This window comes from Enterobacter sp. HMSC16D10, from assembly GCF_001807145.1.
GTDB classification, from domain to species: Bacteria; Pseudomonadota; Gammaproteobacteria; order Enterobacterales; family Enterobacteriaceae; genus Enterobacter; species Enterobacter roggenkampii.
Window position 1 is genome coordinate 240179 of sequence record NZ_KV787865.1, and the last position, 15190, is coordinate 255368.

Consider the following 15190-nt stretch of genomic DNA (forward strand, 5'->3'; position numbering starts at 1 on the left):
GCACACTCCGCCAACAACTGTTGGTTTCTGGTCGTGTTTTGTGGTATAAAGCGCGCCGGACTTCCGATCCATCTTAGATACACAGGCTGGACGGGAGCGACAAATCTCACTTTGTGTAACAACACACACGTATCGGCACATATTCCGGGGTGCCCTTCGGGGTCGGTAATATGGGATACGTGGAGGCATAACCCCAACTTTCAATATAGAGGTTTTAAACATGGCAACTGTTTCCATGCGCGACATGCTCAAGGCTGGTGTTCACTTTGGTCACCAGACCCGTTACTGGAACCCGAAAATGAAGCCTTTCATCTTCGGCGCACGTAACAAAGTTCACATCATCAACCTTGAGAAAACTGTACCAATGTTCAACGAAGCCCTGGCTGAGCTGAACAAGATCTCTTCCCGTAAAGGTAAGATTCTGTTCGTTGGTACTAAGCGCGCTGCAAGCGAAGCTGTGAAAGATGCTGCTAACAGCTGCGACCAGTTCTTCGTGAACCATCGCTGGTTGGGCGGCATGCTGACCAACTGGAAAACTGTTCGTCAGTCCATCAAGCGCCTGAAAGATCTGGAAACCCAGTCTCAGGACGGTACTTTCGACAAGCTGACTAAGAAAGAAGCGCTGATGCGCACTCGTGAACTGGACAAGCTGGAAAACAGCCTGGGCGGTATCAAAGATATGGGCGGCCTGCCAGACGCGCTGTTCGTAATCGATGCAGACCACGAGCACATCGCTATCAAAGAAGCTAACAACCTGGGTATTCCGGTATTCGCTATCGTTGATACCAACTCCGATCCGGACGGTGTTGACTTCGTTATCCCGGGTAACGACGACGCAATCCGTGCTGTTAGCCTGTACCTGAGCGCTGTAGCTGCTACCGTTCGTGAAGGCCGTTCCCAGGATCTGGCTTCTCAGGCGGAAGAAAGCTTCGTAGAAGCTGAATAATAAGGTTTTACCCCTTATTAGTACCGTGTATGAATAGGGGCCCATTACCGGCCCCTTTTTTCAATTTACACTGTTTGGCCCCCGGCCGGGCAGTTCACATCTCCCGAGGATTTAAGAATGGCTGAAATTACCGCATCCCTGGTAAAAGAGCTGCGCGAGCGTACTGGCGCAGGCATGATGGATTGCAAAAAAGCGCTGACTGAAGCGAACGGCGACATCGAGCTGGCAATCGAAAACATGCGTAAATCCGGTGCGATCAAAGCAGCTAAAAAAGCAGGCAACGTTGCTGCTGACGGCGTGATCATCACTAAGATCGACGGCACCTACGGCATCATTCTGGAAGTTAACTGCCAGACTGACTTCGTTGCTAAAGATGGTGGTTTCCAGGCATTTGCTAACAAAGTTCTGGACGCAGCGGTTGCTGGCAAAATCACTGACGTTGAAGTTCTGAAAGCACAGTTCGAAGAAGAGCGTGTTGCGCTGGTTGCTAAAATCGGCGAGAACATCAACATCCGTCGCGTTGCTTCTCTGGAAGGCGACGTTCTGGGTTCTTACCAGCACGGTGCTCGTATCGGTGTTCTGGTTGCGGCTAAAGGCGCTGACGAAGAGCTGGTTAAACAGCTGGCAATGCACATCGCTGCAAGCAAGCCAGAATTCGTTAAGCCAGAAGACGTGTCTGCTGAAGTGGTAGAGAAAGAGTACCAGGTTCAGCTGGACATCGCGATGCAGTCTGGTAAACCAAAAGAAATCGCAGAGAAAATGGTTGAAGGCCGCATGAAGAAATTCACCGGCGAAGTTTCTCTGACTGGCCAGCCATTCGTAATGGACCCAAGCAAATCTGTTGCTCAGCTGCTGAAAGAGCACAACGCTGACGTAACTGGCTTCATCCGCTTCGAAGTGGGCGAAGGCATCGAGAAAGTTGAGACTGACTTCGCAGCAGAAGTTGCTGCAATGTCCAAGCAGTCTTAATGATTGAAAAGGAGCCGCCTGAGGGCGGCTTCTTTTTGTCACCCGTCACAGGAAATCAGACAGGCTCCAGTATCGCTGTACTGATTTGCGGCATATCATGTCGCCAGAATTAACCCCCATCTTAATCGTTGACAGTCTCAGGAAAGAAACATGGCTACCAATGCAAAACCCGTGTACAAACGCATTCTGCTTAAGCTGAGTGGCGAAGCGCTGCAGGGATCGGAAGGCTTCGGTATTGACGCAAGCATCCTTGATCGCATGGCACAGGAAATCAAAGAACTGGTCGAACTGGGCATCCAGGTTGGCGTGGTCATTGGCGGTGGCAACCTTTTCCGTGGTGCTGGTCTGGCGAAAGCGGGGATGAACCGCGTTGTGGGCGACCACATGGGGATGCTGGCAACCGTGATGAATGGCCTGGCGATGCGTGATGCGCTCCATCGCGCCTATGTGAACGCCCGCCTGATGTCCGCGATCCCCCTGAATGGCGTATGCGATAATTACAGCTGGGCAGAAGCTATCAGCCTGCTGCGCAACAACCGCGTGGTGATCCTCTCCGCCGGTACGGGTAACCCGTTCTTTACGACCGATTCCGCTGCCTGCCTGCGCGGTATCGAGATCGAAGCTGATGTGGTACTGAAAGCGACCAAAGTCGATGGCGTGTTTACTGCCGACCCGGCAAAAGATCCTTCTGCCACCATGTACGATCAGCTGAGCTACAGCGAAGTGCTGGATAAAGAGCTGAAAGTGATGGATCTTGCCGCCTTCACGCTGGCTCGCGACCACAAATTGCCAATTCGTGTCTTCAACATGAACAAACCTGGCGCACTGCGTCGCGTGGTCATGGGCGAAAAAGAAGGCACTTTGATCACGGAATAATTTCCGTTGACGATAAATACAGGTAAGATTCCGCTTTATTTTGTAGTGGTATCTTACCCGGGCGCGCCTTTGGCGTTGTCATGAATTAAACGCGACTATACTTAGCACACCTGTAGCGCTGTGCTGGCGGATAGTCTGCCTGAGACAAGTTTTCAAGGATTCGTAACGTGATTAACGACATCAGAAAAGATGCTGAAGTACGCATGGAAAAATGCGTAGAAGCGTTCAAAACCCAAATCAGCAAAATCCGTACTGGCCGTGCTTCCCCAAGCCTGTTGGATGGCATCATCGTCGAGTACTACGGTACGCCAACCCCTCTGCGTCAGCTGGCGAGCGTGACGGTAGAAGATACCCGTACGCTGAAAATCAACGTATTCGATCGTTCTATGGGCCCGGCGGTTGAGAAAGCGATCATGGCGTCTGACCTCGGTCTGAACCCAAGCTCTGCGGGGGCTGACATCCGCGTTCCACTGCCACCGCTGACCGAAGAGCGTCGTAAAGACCTGATCAAAGTGGTACGTGGCGAAGCTGAGCAGGGTCGTGTATCCGTGCGTAACGTCCGTCGCGACGCGAATGATAAAGTCAAAGCGCTGCTGAAAGAAAAAGAGATCAGTGAAGATGACGATCGTCGTTCCCAGGACGACATTCAGAAAATGACTGACGCTGCCATCAAGAAAATTGATGCGGCGCTGGCAGATAAAGAAGCGGAACTGATGCAGTTCTGATTTCTGTCGTACACTGATAAACGCCGTTCAGAGGGACTTTGGGTCTTGCTGGCGGCGTTTTGCTTTTATCTGGTCTAACTTTTCGGGCATCTCATGAAGCATTTAACACTCCTTGGCTCAACCGGCTCTATCGGTTGCAGCACTCTCGACGTTGTTCGCCATAATCCTGAACTTTACACCGTGACAGCGCTGGTGGCCGGTAAGAATGTGCAGCGAATGGTTGAGCAGTGCCTGGAGTTTACGCCCCGCTATGCGGTGATGGATGACGAAGAGAGCGCGCGCCTGCTGAAAGCACAGCTGCTTGAGAAGGGCAGTCGAACCGAGGTGCTGAGTGGCCAACAGGCGGCCTGCGAGATGGCGGCGCTGGATGAGGTGGATCAGGTGATGGCGGCCATTGTCGGGGCGGCAGGATTATTGCCGACGCTTGCCGCGATTGATGCCGGTAAGGACGTTCTGCTGGCCAATAAAGAGTCGCTGGTCACCTGCGGACGCCTGTTCATGGAGGCGGTGAAGCAGCGCGGGGCGCGTCTTTTGCCCGTCGACAGCGAGCACAACGCGATTTTTCAGAGTTTACCGCAACCTTTTCAACAGAACCTGGGGTACGCTGACCTGGAGCAGAATGGCGTCGTGTCGATTCTGCTTACCGGGTCTGGTGGCCCGTTCCGTGAAACGCCACTGTCTGAACTGCGTGCGATGACGCCGGATCAGGCGTGCCGTCATCCGAACTGGTCGATGGGGCGTAAAATCTCCGTTGACTCTGCCACCATGATGAACAAAGGTCTGGAATACATTGAAGCGCGCTGGCTGTTTAATGCGTCAGCGAAACAGATGGAAGTTCTGATTCACCCGCAATCGGTGATTCATTCGATGGTGCGTTATCAGGATGGCAGCGTGCTGGCGCAGTTGGGCGAACCTGATATGCGTACGCCGATTGCCCATTCCATGGCGTGGCCGAATCGAGTGAAGTCCGGCGTGAAGCCGCTTGATTTCTGCAAGCTAAGTTCCCTGACGTTCAGTGAACCAGACTATGACCGTTACCCTTGTCTGAAGCTTGCAATGACGGCCTTTGACCAGGGGCAGGCGGCGACAACGGCACTGAATGCAGCCAATGAAATTACCGTTGAAGCATTTCTGAATCAGCAAATTCGTTTTACCGATATTGCGGCGTTAAATTTATCGGTACTGGAGATGATGGATTTGCGCGAACCACAGAGCGTGGAAGAGGTGCTGACGGTGGATGCAGCTGCGCGTAATATTGCGCGCCAACAGGTGACACTTCTCGCAAGCTGGTGATAAAGCAACCACTAGTCGTCGTGCTATTTGTTAGCGTTGGGCTTCAGTGATATAGTCTGCGCCACCTGATCGCAGGTATTTGACTTTACGTGGTCAGGTGAGCCGTGGTTTGACACGGCTTTTTTATGTATCGGCTTCAGTATTCCTGAGTACCGTTAAATCCTTTTCAGGGACAAAAAACGCGTTATGTTGTCTGCGAATCAACCAATAAGCGAAAACTTGCCAGCTCATGGCTGCCGTCATGTAGCAATCATTATGGATGGCAATGGCCGCTGGGCGAAAAGACAAGGGAAGATACGAGCCTTTGGGCATAAAGCTGGGGCGAAATCCGTTCGCCGCGCCGTTTCTTTTGCCGCCAATAACGGCATTGATGCGTTAACGCTCTATGCTTTTAGCAGTGAAAACTGGAATCGACCGCTGCAGGAAGTGACTGCGTTGATGGAATTGTTTGTGTGGGCGCTAGACAGCGAAGTAAAAAGCCTGCACCGCCACAACGTCCGCCTGCGTATCATTGGCGATACCAGTCGTTTTAACTCACGTTTGCAGGAACGGATTCGTAAAGCAGAGGCGCTGACTGAAAATAATACCGGTCTGACGCTGAATATTGCGGCGAATTACGGCGGACGCTGGGATATTATCCAGGGCGTTCGGCATCTCGCCGAACAGGTTCAGGAAGGGCTGTTGAGACCCGACCAAATTGATGAAGAAGCGCTGAGCAAGCAAATCTGCATGAATGAACTGGCACCTGTGGATTTAGTAATTAGGACAGGGGGAGAACATCGCATAAGTAACTTTTTGATATGGCAAATTGCCTATGCCGAACTTTACTTTACAGATGTTCTTTGGCCCGATTTTGATGAACAAGACTTTGAAGGTGCGCTGCATGCCTTTGCCAATCGAGAGCGTCGTTTCGGCGGCACCGAGCCTGGTGGCGACAAAGCCTGATGGGGGTAGCTTTTGCTGAAGTATCGCCTGATTTCCGCTTTTGTATTAATACCCATTGTCATTGCGGCGCTGTTTTTACTGCCCCCGGTGGGATTCGCTATTGTTACGCTGGTGGTGTGCATGCTCGCCGCGTGGGAATGGGGACAGTTTAGCGGCTTTACCTCGCGTACGCAGCGAGTATGGCTTGCGGTACTTTGTGGCTTTATTCTGGCCGTAATGCTGTTCACGTTGCCTGAATATCATCATGATATTCATCAGCCTCTGGTGGCTGGTTCCTTGTGGATATCGTTGGCCTGGTGGGTTGCCGCGCTGTTGCTGGTGCTGTTTTATCCCGGCTCCGCGGCGTTGTGGCGTCATTCAAAAGTGCTGCGACTGATTTTTGGTTTGCTCACTATTATTCCTTTTTTCTGGGGTATGGTTGCGCTGCGCGCCTGGCACTACGACGAAAACCACTACAGCGGTGCGATCTGGCTGCTTTATGTGATGATTCTCGTCTGGGGGGCTGACTCCGGGGCCTATATGTTTGGTAAACTGTTTGGCAAACATAAGCTGGCACCGAAGGTTTCTCCGGGCAAAACCTGGCAAGGATTTATCGGCGGTTTGTTTACGGCCGCGATCATCTCCTGGGGCTACGGCGTCTGGGCGAATCTTGAAGTGGCACCATCAATACTGCTGGTGTGCTCGATTTTTGCTGCGCTTGCCTCCGTGCTCGGTGATTTAACCGAAAGTATGTTCAAGCGTGAAGCAGGGATTAAGGACAGTGGACACCTGATTCCAGGGCATGGCGGTATACTGGATCGCATTGATAGCCTGACAGCGGCTGTTCCAGTGTTTGCGTGTTTGCTTTTACTGGTATTCGGGACGATTTAACGGAAGGTTTTATGCTGAGCATTCTCTGGAATCTGGCGGCGTTCATAGTTGCACTGGGTGTACTGATTACCGTGCATGAATTTGGCCATTTCTGGGTTGCTCGCCGCTGTGGCGTGCGCGTAGAGCGATTTTCCATCGGTTTTGGTAAATCACTCTGGACGCGCACCGACCGCCATGGTACGCAATTTGTCATCGCCCTTATCCCGCTGGGTGGCTACGTCAAAATGCTCGACGAACGCGTCGAGCCTGTCGCGCCTGAACTGCGACACAGCGCATTCAACAATAAAACCGTTGGACAACGCGCCGCCATCATCGCTGCCGGACCGGTAGCCAACTTCATCTTTGCAATTTTCGCTTACTGGCTGGTGTTTATCATCGGCGTCCCTGGCGTGCGTCCGGTAGTAGGTGACATTGCCCCCAACTCCATCGCGGCGAGTGCGCAAATTACATCCGGGATGGAACTTAAAGCGATTGATGGCATCGAAACCCCTGATTGGGATGCCGTGCGACTGCAGCTGGTTGCTAAAATTGGCGATCCGCAGACCACCATCAGCGTATCGCCATTTGGGTCAGACGCCCGTCAGGACAAAGTGCTCGATTTACGTCAATGGCGTTTCGAGCCAGACAAAGAGGATCCCGTCGCTGCGCTGGGCATTCGTCCGCGCGGCGCGCAGATCGAGCCGGTATTAGCCGAAGTACAGGCAAACTCGGCGGCGAGCAAAGCGGGTTTGCAAGCAGGCGACAGGATCGTTAAAGTCGATGGTCAACCATTAACAGAGTGGATGACCTTTGTTACTCTGGTGCGCGATAATCCGGGTACGTCTCTCGCGCTGGAAGTTGAAAGGCAGGGCAGTCCGCTTTCGCTGACGCTGATCCCGGATACGAAGTCGGTCGGCAAGAAGGCAGAAGGGTTTGCAGGCGTTGTGCCAAAAGTGATCCCGCTGCCAGATGAGTACAAGACAATACGCCAGTATGGGCCGTTCAGCGCCATCCTTGAAGCCACGGATAAAACATGGCAACTGATGAAGCTGACGGTCAACATGTTGGGGAAATTGATAACCGGTGATGTGAAACTGAACAACCTCAGTGGGCCAATTTCGATTGCCCAGGGGGCTGGGATGTCAGCGGAATTCGGGGTGATTTACTATCTCATGTTCCTCGCGCTCATTAGCGTGAACCTTGGGATAATCAACCTGTTCCCGCTTCCCGTTTTAGACGGGGGTCATCTGCTGTTTTTAGCGATTGAAAAGCTAAAAGGCGGGCCGGTATCCGAGCGAGTTCAAGACTTTAGTTATCGCATTGGCTCGATTTTGCTGGTGCTGTTAATGGGGCTTGCACTTTTCAATGATTTCTCTCGGTTGTAAGAGAGTTAGTTAGGAAGAACGCATAATAACGATGGCGATGAAAAAGTTGCTCATAGCGTCGCTGCTGTTTAGCAGCGCCACCGTATACGGTGCTGACGGGTTCGTAGTGAAAGACATTCATTTCGAAGGCCTTCAGCGTGTCGCCGTTGGTGCGGCCCTCCTCAGTATGCCTGTGCGCCCCGGCGATACGGTTAATGATGATGATATCAGTAATACCATCCGTGCTCTGTTTGCCACCGGCAACTTCGAGGATGTCCGCGTCCTGCGTGATGGTGATACCCTGCTGGTACAGGTAAAAGAACGTCCAACGATCGCCAGTATCACTTTCTCCGGTAACAAGTCGGTGAAAGATGACATGCTCAAGCAAAACCTTGAAGCATCCGGTGTTCGTGTGGGGGAGTCTCTGGACCGCACAACCCTTTCAGACATTGAAAAAGGTCTGGAAGACTTCTACTACAGCGTCGGTAAATACAGCGCCAGCGTGAAAGCGGTTGTGACTCCGCTGCCGCGTAACCGTGTTGACCTGAAGCTGGTCTTCCAGGAAGGTGTCTCTGCGAAGATCCAGCAGATCAACATTGTGGGTAACCACGCGTTCAGCACCGACGAACTGATCTCCACCTTCCAGCTGCGCGATGAAGTGCCGTGGTGGAACGTGGTGGGCGATCGCAAATACCAGAAACAGAAACTGGCGGGCGACCTTGAAACCCTGCGCAGCTACTATCTGGATCGTGGTTACGCGCGTTTCAACATCGACTCGACGCAGGTGAGCCTGACGCCGGACAAGAAAGGCATCTACATTACGATCAACATCACGGAAGGCGATCAGTACAAGCTTTCGGGTGTTGAGGTGAGTGGTAATCTGGCGGGGCATTCTGCTGAAATCGAATCGCTGACCAAAATTCAGCCAGGCGATCTCTATAGCGGATCCAAAGTCACCAAAATGGAAGACAGCATTAAGAAGCTGCTCGGCCGCTATGGTTATGCCTATCCGCGCGTACAGACTCAGCCGGAAATCAATGACGCGGATAAAACCGTTAAGCTGCACGTGAATGTTGACGCGGGTAACCGTTTCTACGTGCGTAAGATCCGCTTCGTCGGTAACGACACCTCCAAAGACTCCGTTCTGCGTCGCGAAATGCGTCAGATGGAAGGCGCATGGTTAGGTAGCGATCTCGTTGATCAGGGTAAAGAGCGTCTGAACCGTCTGGGCTATTTTGAAACGGTTGATACTGATACCCAGCGCGTACCGGGCAGCCCGGATCAGGTTGATGTCGTTTATAAAGTGAAAGAGCGTAACACCGGTAGCTTTAACTTTGGTGTGGGCTACGGTACTGAAAGCGGCGTCAGCTTCCAGGTTGGCGTGCAGCAGGATAACTGGCTGGGTACGGGTTACTCTGTCGGAATTAACGGTACCAAAAACGACTACCAGACCTACTCTGAGTTCTCTGTAACGAACCCATACTTCACCGTTGACGGTGTGAGCCTGGGCGGTCGTATCTTCTACAACGACTTTAAAGCAGACGATGCGGATCTGTCCTCCTACACCAACAAGAGTTACGGTGTGGACGGTACGCTTGGCTTCCCGATTAACGAATACAACACCCTGCGAGCGGGCTTAGGTTACGTGCATAACGACCTGTCCAATATGCAACCGCAGGTGGCCATGTGGCGTTACCTGGATTCTATTGGCCAGTCGGCGAGCAAAAACAGCGATAACAACGGTTTCGCTGCAGATGACTTCACCTTCAACTACGGCTGGACCTATAACCGTCTCGACCGTGGTTACTTCCCAACGGAAGGTTCTCGCGTCAACCTGAACGGTAAAGTTACCGTCCCGGGTTCCGATAACGAGTTCTATAAGGTGACGCTGGATACTGCGTCCTACTTCCCGATCGATGACGATCACAAGTGGGTGGTTCTGGGTCGTACCCGTTGGGGCTATGGTGATGGTTTAGGCGGCAAAGAGATGCCGTTCTATGAAAACTTCTATGCCGGTGGTTCCAGTACCGTTCGTGGCTTCCAGTCCAACAACATTGGTCCGAAAGCGGTTTACTACGGCGGGAACGACAAAGATAACTGCGATAAGTCTTCCTCATCAGAAGTCTGTAGTTCTGATGACGCAGTCGGCGGTAACGCTATGGCCGTTGCCAGTCTGGAGTTCATCACGCCAACGCCGTTTATTAGTGATAAATATGCGAACTCCGTCCGTACATCCTTCTTCTGGGATGCGGGTACGGTGTGGGATACCAACTGGGAGAACACTGCCCAGATGCGTGCAGCTGGCGTTCCTGACTACAGCGATCCGAGCAATATTCGCATGTCTGCCGGTATCGCATTACAATGGATGTCACCGCTGGGGCCGTTGGTCTTCTCTTACGCCCAGCCGTTTAAGAAATATGATGGAGACAAAGCGGAGCAATTCCAGTTTAACATTGGTAAAACCTGGTAATAATCCGCTGCAAAGGAATGCGTTGGCAGTGTAGCGCTGACAACTGGCGATCGGTAAAACGGTCGCCTTGCCACGCAAAGAACGGTACCTTCTGGTGCCAATGGGATGGTAAGGAGTTAATTGTGAAAAAGTGGTTATTAGCTGCAGGTCTCGGTTTAGCGATGGCAACTTCTGCTCAGGCAGCAGACAAAATTGCAATCGTCAACATGGGTAATTTGTTCCAGCAGGTTGCACAGAAAACAGGTGTTTCTGCGACTCTGGAAAACGAATTCAAAGGCCGTGCAAGCGAACTGCAGGGTATGGAAAACGATCTTCAGTCCAAAATGCAGCGTCTGCAGCGTGATGGTTCTACCATGAAGGCAAGCGACCGCAGCAAGCTGGAAAAAGACGTAATGGCTCAGCGCCAGGCGTTCTCCCAGAAAGCGCAGGCTTTCGAGCAGGATCGTCAGCGTCGTTCTAACGAAGAACGCGGCAAGCTGGTGACTCGCATTCAGACCGCTGTTAAAGCAGTGGCTGCCGATCAGAGCATCGATCTGGTTGTTGATGCGAACGCCGTCGCTTTCAACAGCAAAGATGTTAAAGACATCACTGCTGACGTTCTGAAACAGGTTAAATAAGTAATGCCTTCAATTCGACTGGCTGATTTAGCTCAGCAGTTGGATGCAGAATTACACGGTGATGGCGATATCGTCATCACCGCTGTTGCGTCCATGCAATCTGCTAAAGCTGGCACGATTACCTTCATGGTAAGCCCTAAGTACCGTGAGCAACTGGCTCAATGCCAGGCGTCAGCTGTTGTTCTGACGCAGGACGATCTTCCATTTGCCACTGTAAGCGCGCTGGTAGTGAAAAACCCCTACCTGACGTATGCACGCATGGCTCAAATTCTTGATACCACGCCGCAACCGGCCCAGAACATTGCTGCCAGCGCAGCGATTGATGAGACGGCCAGGCTGGGTAACAACGTCGCCGTTGGTGCGAATGCGGTTATCGAATCCGGCGTCGAGCTGGGCGATAACGTCGTCATTGGCCCGGGCTGCTTCGTTGGGAAAAATACGAAAATCGGCGCCGGGACCCGTTTATGGGCCAATGTGTCCGTATACCATGACGTTGAAATTGGCGAAAACTGCCTCGTCCAGTCCAGCACCGTGATTGGTTCTGATGGCTTTGGTTACGCTAACGATCGCGGTAACTGGGTTAAGATCCCGCAGCTTGGTCGCGTTATTATTGGCGATCGCGTGGAGATCGGCGCCTGTACCACCATTGACCGTGGCGCGCTTGACGACACGATCATTGGCAATGGTGTTATCATCGATAACCAGTGCCAGATTGCGCATAACGTTGTGATTGGCGACAATACCGCGGTTGCGGGTGGCGTCATCATGGCGGGCAGCCTGAAAATTGGCCGTTATTGCATGATTGGCGGTGCGAGCGTGATTAATGGCCATATGGAAATCTGCGACAAGGTGACCGTGACGGGAATGGGCATGGTAATGCGTCCTATCACTGAACCTGGCGTCTATTCCTCCGGCATTCCGCTCCAGCCCAACAAGGTATGGCGTAAAACAGCAGCTCTGGTGATGAACATTGATGATATGAGCAAGCGCCTCAAGTCCCTTGAGCGCAAGATCGATCAACAAGACTAAGCGTCATCCGTTTAACGCTATTTTTCCCGGCCTGTCGGCTTTCTAATAAACCGGCAGGCCGTGTTATTATTGTTATCAGTACATTTTGACAGGAAGAGTATTTTGACTACTGACACTCATACTCTGCATATTGAAGAGATTTTAGAACTTCTGCCGCACCGCTACCCGTTTCTGCTGGTAGACCGTGTGCTGGATTTTGAAGAAGGTCGTTTTCTGCGCGCAGTGAAAAATGTTTCCGTGAATGAGCCGTTCTTCCAGGGGCACTTCCCTGGTAAACCTATCTTCCCGGGTGTGTTGATTCTGGAAGCGATGGCTCAGGCTACCGGTATTCTGGCGTTTAAAAGCGTCGGTAAACTGGAACCCGGTGAGCTGTATTACTTCGCGGGTATTGACGAAGCGCGCTTTAAGCGCCCTGTCGTGCCTGGTGATCAGATGATCATGGAAGTCACTTTTGAAAAAACGCGTCGTGGCCTGACTCGCTTCAAAGGCGTAGCGCTGGTTGACGGTAAAGTTGTTTGCGAAGCGACGATGATGTGTGCTCGTAGCCGGGAGTCCTGATACGTGATTGATAAATCCGCCTTTATTCATCCTACCGCCATTGTGGAAACGGGTGCCATCGTTGGTGCTAACGCCCACATTGGCCCGTTTTGTATTGTTGGACCCCATGTCGAAATTGGTGAGGGTACAGTGCTGAAATCTCACGTTGTGGTGAATGGTTATACGACCATTGGCTGCAATAACGAGATCTATCAGTTTGCCTCCATCGGCGAAGTTAACCAGGATCTGAAATATGCTGGTGAGTCGACCCGTGTGGAAATCGGCGATCGTAACCGTATTCGCGAAAGCGTCACCATTCATCGTGGAACAGTACAGGGTGGTGGGTTGACGAAGGTGGGCAGCGATAACCTGTTTATGGTGAATGCGCATATCGCGCACGACTGTACCGTGGGTGACCGCTGTATCCTTGCCAACAATGCCACGCTGGCAGGACACGTATCAGTTGATGACTTCGCAATTATTGGCGGCATGACCGCAGTCCATCAGTTCTGCATCATTGGTGCGCACGTGATGGTCGGCGGATGCTCCGGTGTGGCGCAGGACGTCCCACCGTATGTGATTGCGCAGGGCAACCATGCCACGCCGTTTGGCGTGAACATCGAAGGCCTCAAGCGTCGTGGTTTTAGTCGCGAAGCGATTACTGCCATCCGCAACGCGTACAAACTGCTGTACCGTAGCGGTAAAACGCTGGAAGAGGCGAAGCCGGAAATTGCCGAACTGGCGAAAAAGCACCCGGAAGTGGACGCGTTCATGGAGTTCTTTGACCGTTCAACAAGGGGTCTGATTCGTTAATGGTCGACAGTCGTCCGCTTACGATAGCCCTGGTCGCCGGAGAAACCTCCGGCGATATTCTTGGTGCCGGTCTCATCCGTGCGCTTAAGGCACGCGTACCCAATGCTCGCTTTGTCGGTGTTGCTGGCCCGCTGATGCAGGCCGAAGGCTGTGAAGCCTGGTATGAAATGGAAGAGCTGGCCGTGATGGGGATCGTTGAGGTGCTGGGACGGTTACGCCGTTTGCTGCACATCCGTGCCGATCTCACCCGCCGCTTTACCGAACTCAAACCCGATGTGTTTGTCGGTATCGATGCACCTGATTTCAACATTACCCTCGAAGGGAATCTGAAAAAGCAGGGCATTAAGACGATTCACTACGTCAGTCCATCCGTCTGGGCGTGGCGACAGAAACGCGTTTTCAAAATCGGACGGTCCACCCACCTGGTGCTGGCTTTCCTGCCTTTCGAAAAAGCGTTTTACGACAGATTTAATGTTCCGTGCCGTTTTATCGGTCATACCATGGCGGATGCGATGCCACTGGATCCGGATAAAAACGCGGCGCGCGACGCGCTGGGCATCCCGCATGATGTGCACTGTCTGGCCTTACTGCCAGGCAGCCGTGGCGCAGAAGTTGAGATGCTGAGCGCCGATTTTCTTAAGACTGCGCAACTTCTTCGCCAGACCTATCCCGATCTTGAAGTGGTCGTGCCGCTGGTGAATGCCAAACGCCGCGAGCAGTTTGAGCGCATCAAAGCTGACGTCGCCCCGGATCTTCACGTCCGTCTTCTGGACGGGCAGGGGCGGGAAGCGATGTATGCGAGCGATGCCGCACTGCTGGCCTCCGGCACGGCGGCGCTGGAGTGTATGCTGGCGAAATGCCCGATGGTGGTCGGTTACCGCATGAAGCCGTTTACCTTCTGGCTGGCAAAACGTCTGGTGAAAACAGATTACGTCTCCCTGCCAAACCTGCTTGCCGGGCGCGAGCTGGTGAAAGAGCTGCTGCAGGATGAATGCCAGCCGCAGGCGCTGGCGGAGGCCCTGCTGCCGCTGCTCGCCAACGGTAAAACCAGCCACCAGATGCACGATACCTTCCGCGAACTGCATCAACTGATCCGCTGTAATGCTGATGAGCAAGCGGCCGATGCGGTGCTGGAGTTAGCAAAATGATGGAATTTGTTTATCCTCACACCCACCTTGTGGCGGGTGTGGACGAAGTGGGTCGTGGTCCGTTAGTGGGAGCCGTGGTGACCGCTGCGGTGATCCTCGATCCGGCTCGGCCGATCGTCGGGCTGAACGACTCAAAAAAATTGTCTGAAAAGCGCCGGCTGGCGCTGTTTAGTGAGATTCAGGAGAAAGCGCTGGCCTGGAGCCTCGGGCGTGCTGAACCGCATGAGATAGACGAGCTGAATATTTTGCATGCCACGATGCTGGCGATGCAGCGTGCGGTGGCGGGGCTGAAAATTTCCCCTGAATATGTCCTGATTGACGGCAACCGCTGTCCGGCATTGCCCATGCCTTCAATGGCAGTGGTCAAAGGCGATAGCCGGGTCGCAGAAATTAGCGCAGCTTCTATTATTGCCAAAGTGACACGCGACGCCGAAATGGCCGCGCTGGACCTCACTTACCCTCAGTATGGTTTCGCCCAGCATAAGGGATATCCCACACCTTTCCACCTGGAGAGGCTGGCTGAACATGGCGCAACCGAACACCATCGGCGCAGTTTTGGCCCGGTAAAACGCGCCCTGGGACGGGTGTCCTGAATCATTACGCAAGCAA

General features: G+C 52.9%; 15 protein-coding genes. All 15 read left to right on the plus strand.

Annotation, left to right across the window (positions count from 1 at the left end):
* The first annotated feature begins 220 nt into the window (after nucleotides 1-220).
* The 15 genes from rpsB to rnhB all read left to right on the plus strand — a co-directional run bounded on the left by rpsB (nucleotide 221) and on the right by rnhB (nucleotide 15174).
* Nucleotides 221-946, plus strand: coding sequence for a 30S ribosomal protein S2 (gene rpsB / locus HMPREF3143_RS10220; RefSeq protein WP_003856207.1), 726 nt, complete (start codon nucleotides 221-223; stop codon nucleotides 944-946).
* A 117-nt stretch (nucleotides 947-1063) separates the two neighbouring features.
* Nucleotides 1064-1915, plus strand: a complete 852-nt coding sequence (tsf, locus tag HMPREF3143_RS10225; RefSeq protein WP_014830708.1) for a translation elongation factor Ts — start codon at nucleotides 1064-1066, stop codon at nucleotides 1913-1915.
* A 150-nt stretch (nucleotides 1916-2065) separates the two neighbouring features.
* Nucleotides 2066-2791, plus strand: coding sequence for a UMP kinase (gene pyrH / locus HMPREF3143_RS10230; RefSeq protein ID WP_008501910.1), 726 nt, complete (start codon nucleotides 2066-2068; stop codon nucleotides 2789-2791).
* 167 nt (nucleotides 2792-2958) lie between these two features.
* Nucleotides 2959-3516, plus strand: coding sequence for a ribosome recycling factor (frr, locus tag HMPREF3143_RS10235; RefSeq protein ID WP_008501909.1), 558 nt, complete (start codon nucleotides 2959-2961; stop codon nucleotides 3514-3516).
* A gap of 93 nt (nucleotides 3517-3609) precedes the next feature.
* The gene (ispC, locus tag HMPREF3143_RS10240) at nucleotides 3610-4809 is read left to right on the plus strand and encodes a 1-deoxy-D-xylulose-5-phosphate reductoisomerase (RefSeq protein ID WP_070532961.1); all 1200 of its coding nucleotides are present in this window, start codon (nucleotides 3610-3612) and stop codon (nucleotides 4807-4809) included.
* Between the two features lie 186 nt (nucleotides 4810-4995).
* Nucleotides 4996-5754, plus strand: coding sequence for a (2E,6E)-farnesyl-diphosphate-specific ditrans,polycis-undecaprenyl-diphosphate synthase (ispU, locus tag HMPREF3143_RS10245; RefSeq protein WP_070532963.1), 759 nt, complete (start codon nucleotides 4996-4998; stop codon nucleotides 5752-5754).
* 12 nt (nucleotides 5755-5766) lie between these two features.
* Entirely contained in the window at nucleotides 5767-6624 is an 858-nt protein-coding gene (cdsA, locus tag HMPREF3143_RS10250) for a phosphatidate cytidylyltransferase (RefSeq protein WP_008501906.1), read from the plus strand.
* Nucleotides 6625-6635: 11 nt separating this feature from the next.
* On the plus strand, nucleotides 6636-7988 hold the full coding sequence (gene rseP, locus HMPREF3143_RS10255) for a sigma E protease regulator RseP (RefSeq protein WP_008501905.1): 1353 nt from the start codon (nucleotides 6636-6638) through the stop codon (nucleotides 7986-7988).
* 31 nt (nucleotides 7989-8019) lie between these two features.
* A complete protein-coding gene (gene bamA / locus HMPREF3143_RS10260) occupies nucleotides 8020-10437 on the plus strand; it encodes an outer membrane protein assembly factor BamA (RefSeq protein ID WP_008501904.1) in 2418 nt (805 codons plus the stop codon).
* Between the two features lie 122 nt (nucleotides 10438-10559).
* On the plus strand, nucleotides 10560-11054 hold the full coding sequence (gene skp / locus HMPREF3143_RS10265) for a molecular chaperone Skp (protein WP_008501902.1): 495 nt from the start codon (nucleotides 10560-10562) through the stop codon (nucleotides 11052-11054).
* A gap of 3 nt (nucleotides 11055-11057) precedes the next feature.
* Nucleotides 11058-12083, plus strand: coding sequence for a UDP-3-O-(3-hydroxymyristoyl)glucosamine N-acyltransferase (gene lpxD / locus HMPREF3143_RS10270; RefSeq protein ID WP_008501901.1), 1026 nt, complete (start codon nucleotides 11058-11060; stop codon nucleotides 12081-12083).
* 102 nt (nucleotides 12084-12185) lie between these two features.
* Complete coding sequence (gene fabZ, locus HMPREF3143_RS10275) at nucleotides 12186-12641, plus strand: 3-hydroxyacyl-ACP dehydratase FabZ (RefSeq protein ID WP_010426706.1); 456 nt, start codon at nucleotides 12186-12188, stop codon at nucleotides 12639-12641.
* 3 nt (nucleotides 12642-12644) lie between these two features.
* A complete protein-coding gene (gene lpxA / locus HMPREF3143_RS10280) occupies nucleotides 12645-13433 on the plus strand; it encodes an acyl-ACP--UDP-N-acetylglucosamine O-acyltransferase (RefSeq protein WP_070532965.1) in 789 nt (262 codons plus the stop codon).
* Nucleotides 13433-14581: a lipid-A-disaccharide synthase gene (gene lpxB, locus HMPREF3143_RS10285; RefSeq protein WP_008501898.1), complete on the plus strand. Its 1149-nt coding sequence runs from the start codon at nucleotides 13433-13435 to the stop codon at nucleotides 14579-14581. The genes lpxA and lpxB overlap by 1 nt, the downstream gene beginning before the upstream one ends.
* Entirely contained in the window at nucleotides 14578-15174 is a 597-nt protein-coding gene (gene rnhB / locus HMPREF3143_RS10290) for a ribonuclease HII (protein WP_008501897.1), read from the plus strand. Before lpxB ends, rnhB begins: the two co-directional genes overlap by 4 nt.
* Nucleotides 15175-15190 lie beyond the last annotated feature (16 nt).

Coding starts and splice junctions, on each gene's coding strand:
- rpsB (WP_003856207.1), top strand. CDS start 221: ATGGCAACTGTTTCCATGCGCGACATGCTCAAGGCTGGTGTTCACTTT.
- tsf (WP_014830708.1), top strand. CDS start 1,064: ATGGCTGAAATTACCGCATCCCTGGTAAAAGAGCTGCGCGAGCGTACT.
- pyrH (WP_008501910.1), top strand. CDS start 2,066: ATGGCTACCAATGCAAAACCCGTGTACAAACGCATTCTGCTTAAGCTG.
- ispC (WP_070532961.1), top strand. CDS start 3,610: ATGAAGCATTTAACACTCCTTGGCTCAACCGGCTCTATCGGTTGCAGC.
- ispU (WP_070532963.1), top strand. CDS start 4,996: ATGTTGTCTGCGAATCAACCAATAAGCGAAAACTTGCCAGCTCATGGC.
- rseP (WP_008501905.1), top strand. CDS start 6,636: ATGCTGAGCATTCTCTGGAATCTGGCGGCGTTCATAGTTGCACTGGGT.
- bamA (WP_008501904.1), top strand. CDS start 8,020: ATGGCGATGAAAAAGTTGCTCATAGCGTCGCTGCTGTTTAGCAGCGCC.
- lpxD (WP_008501901.1), top strand. CDS start 11,058: ATGCCTTCAATTCGACTGGCTGATTTAGCTCAGCAGTTGGATGCAGAA.
- lpxB (WP_008501898.1), top strand. CDS start 13,433: ATGGTCGACAGTCGTCCGCTTACGATAGCCCTGGTCGCCGGAGAAACC.
- rnhB (WP_008501897.1), top strand. CDS start 14,578: ATGATGGAATTTGTTTATCCTCACACCCACCTTGTGGCGGGTGTGGAC.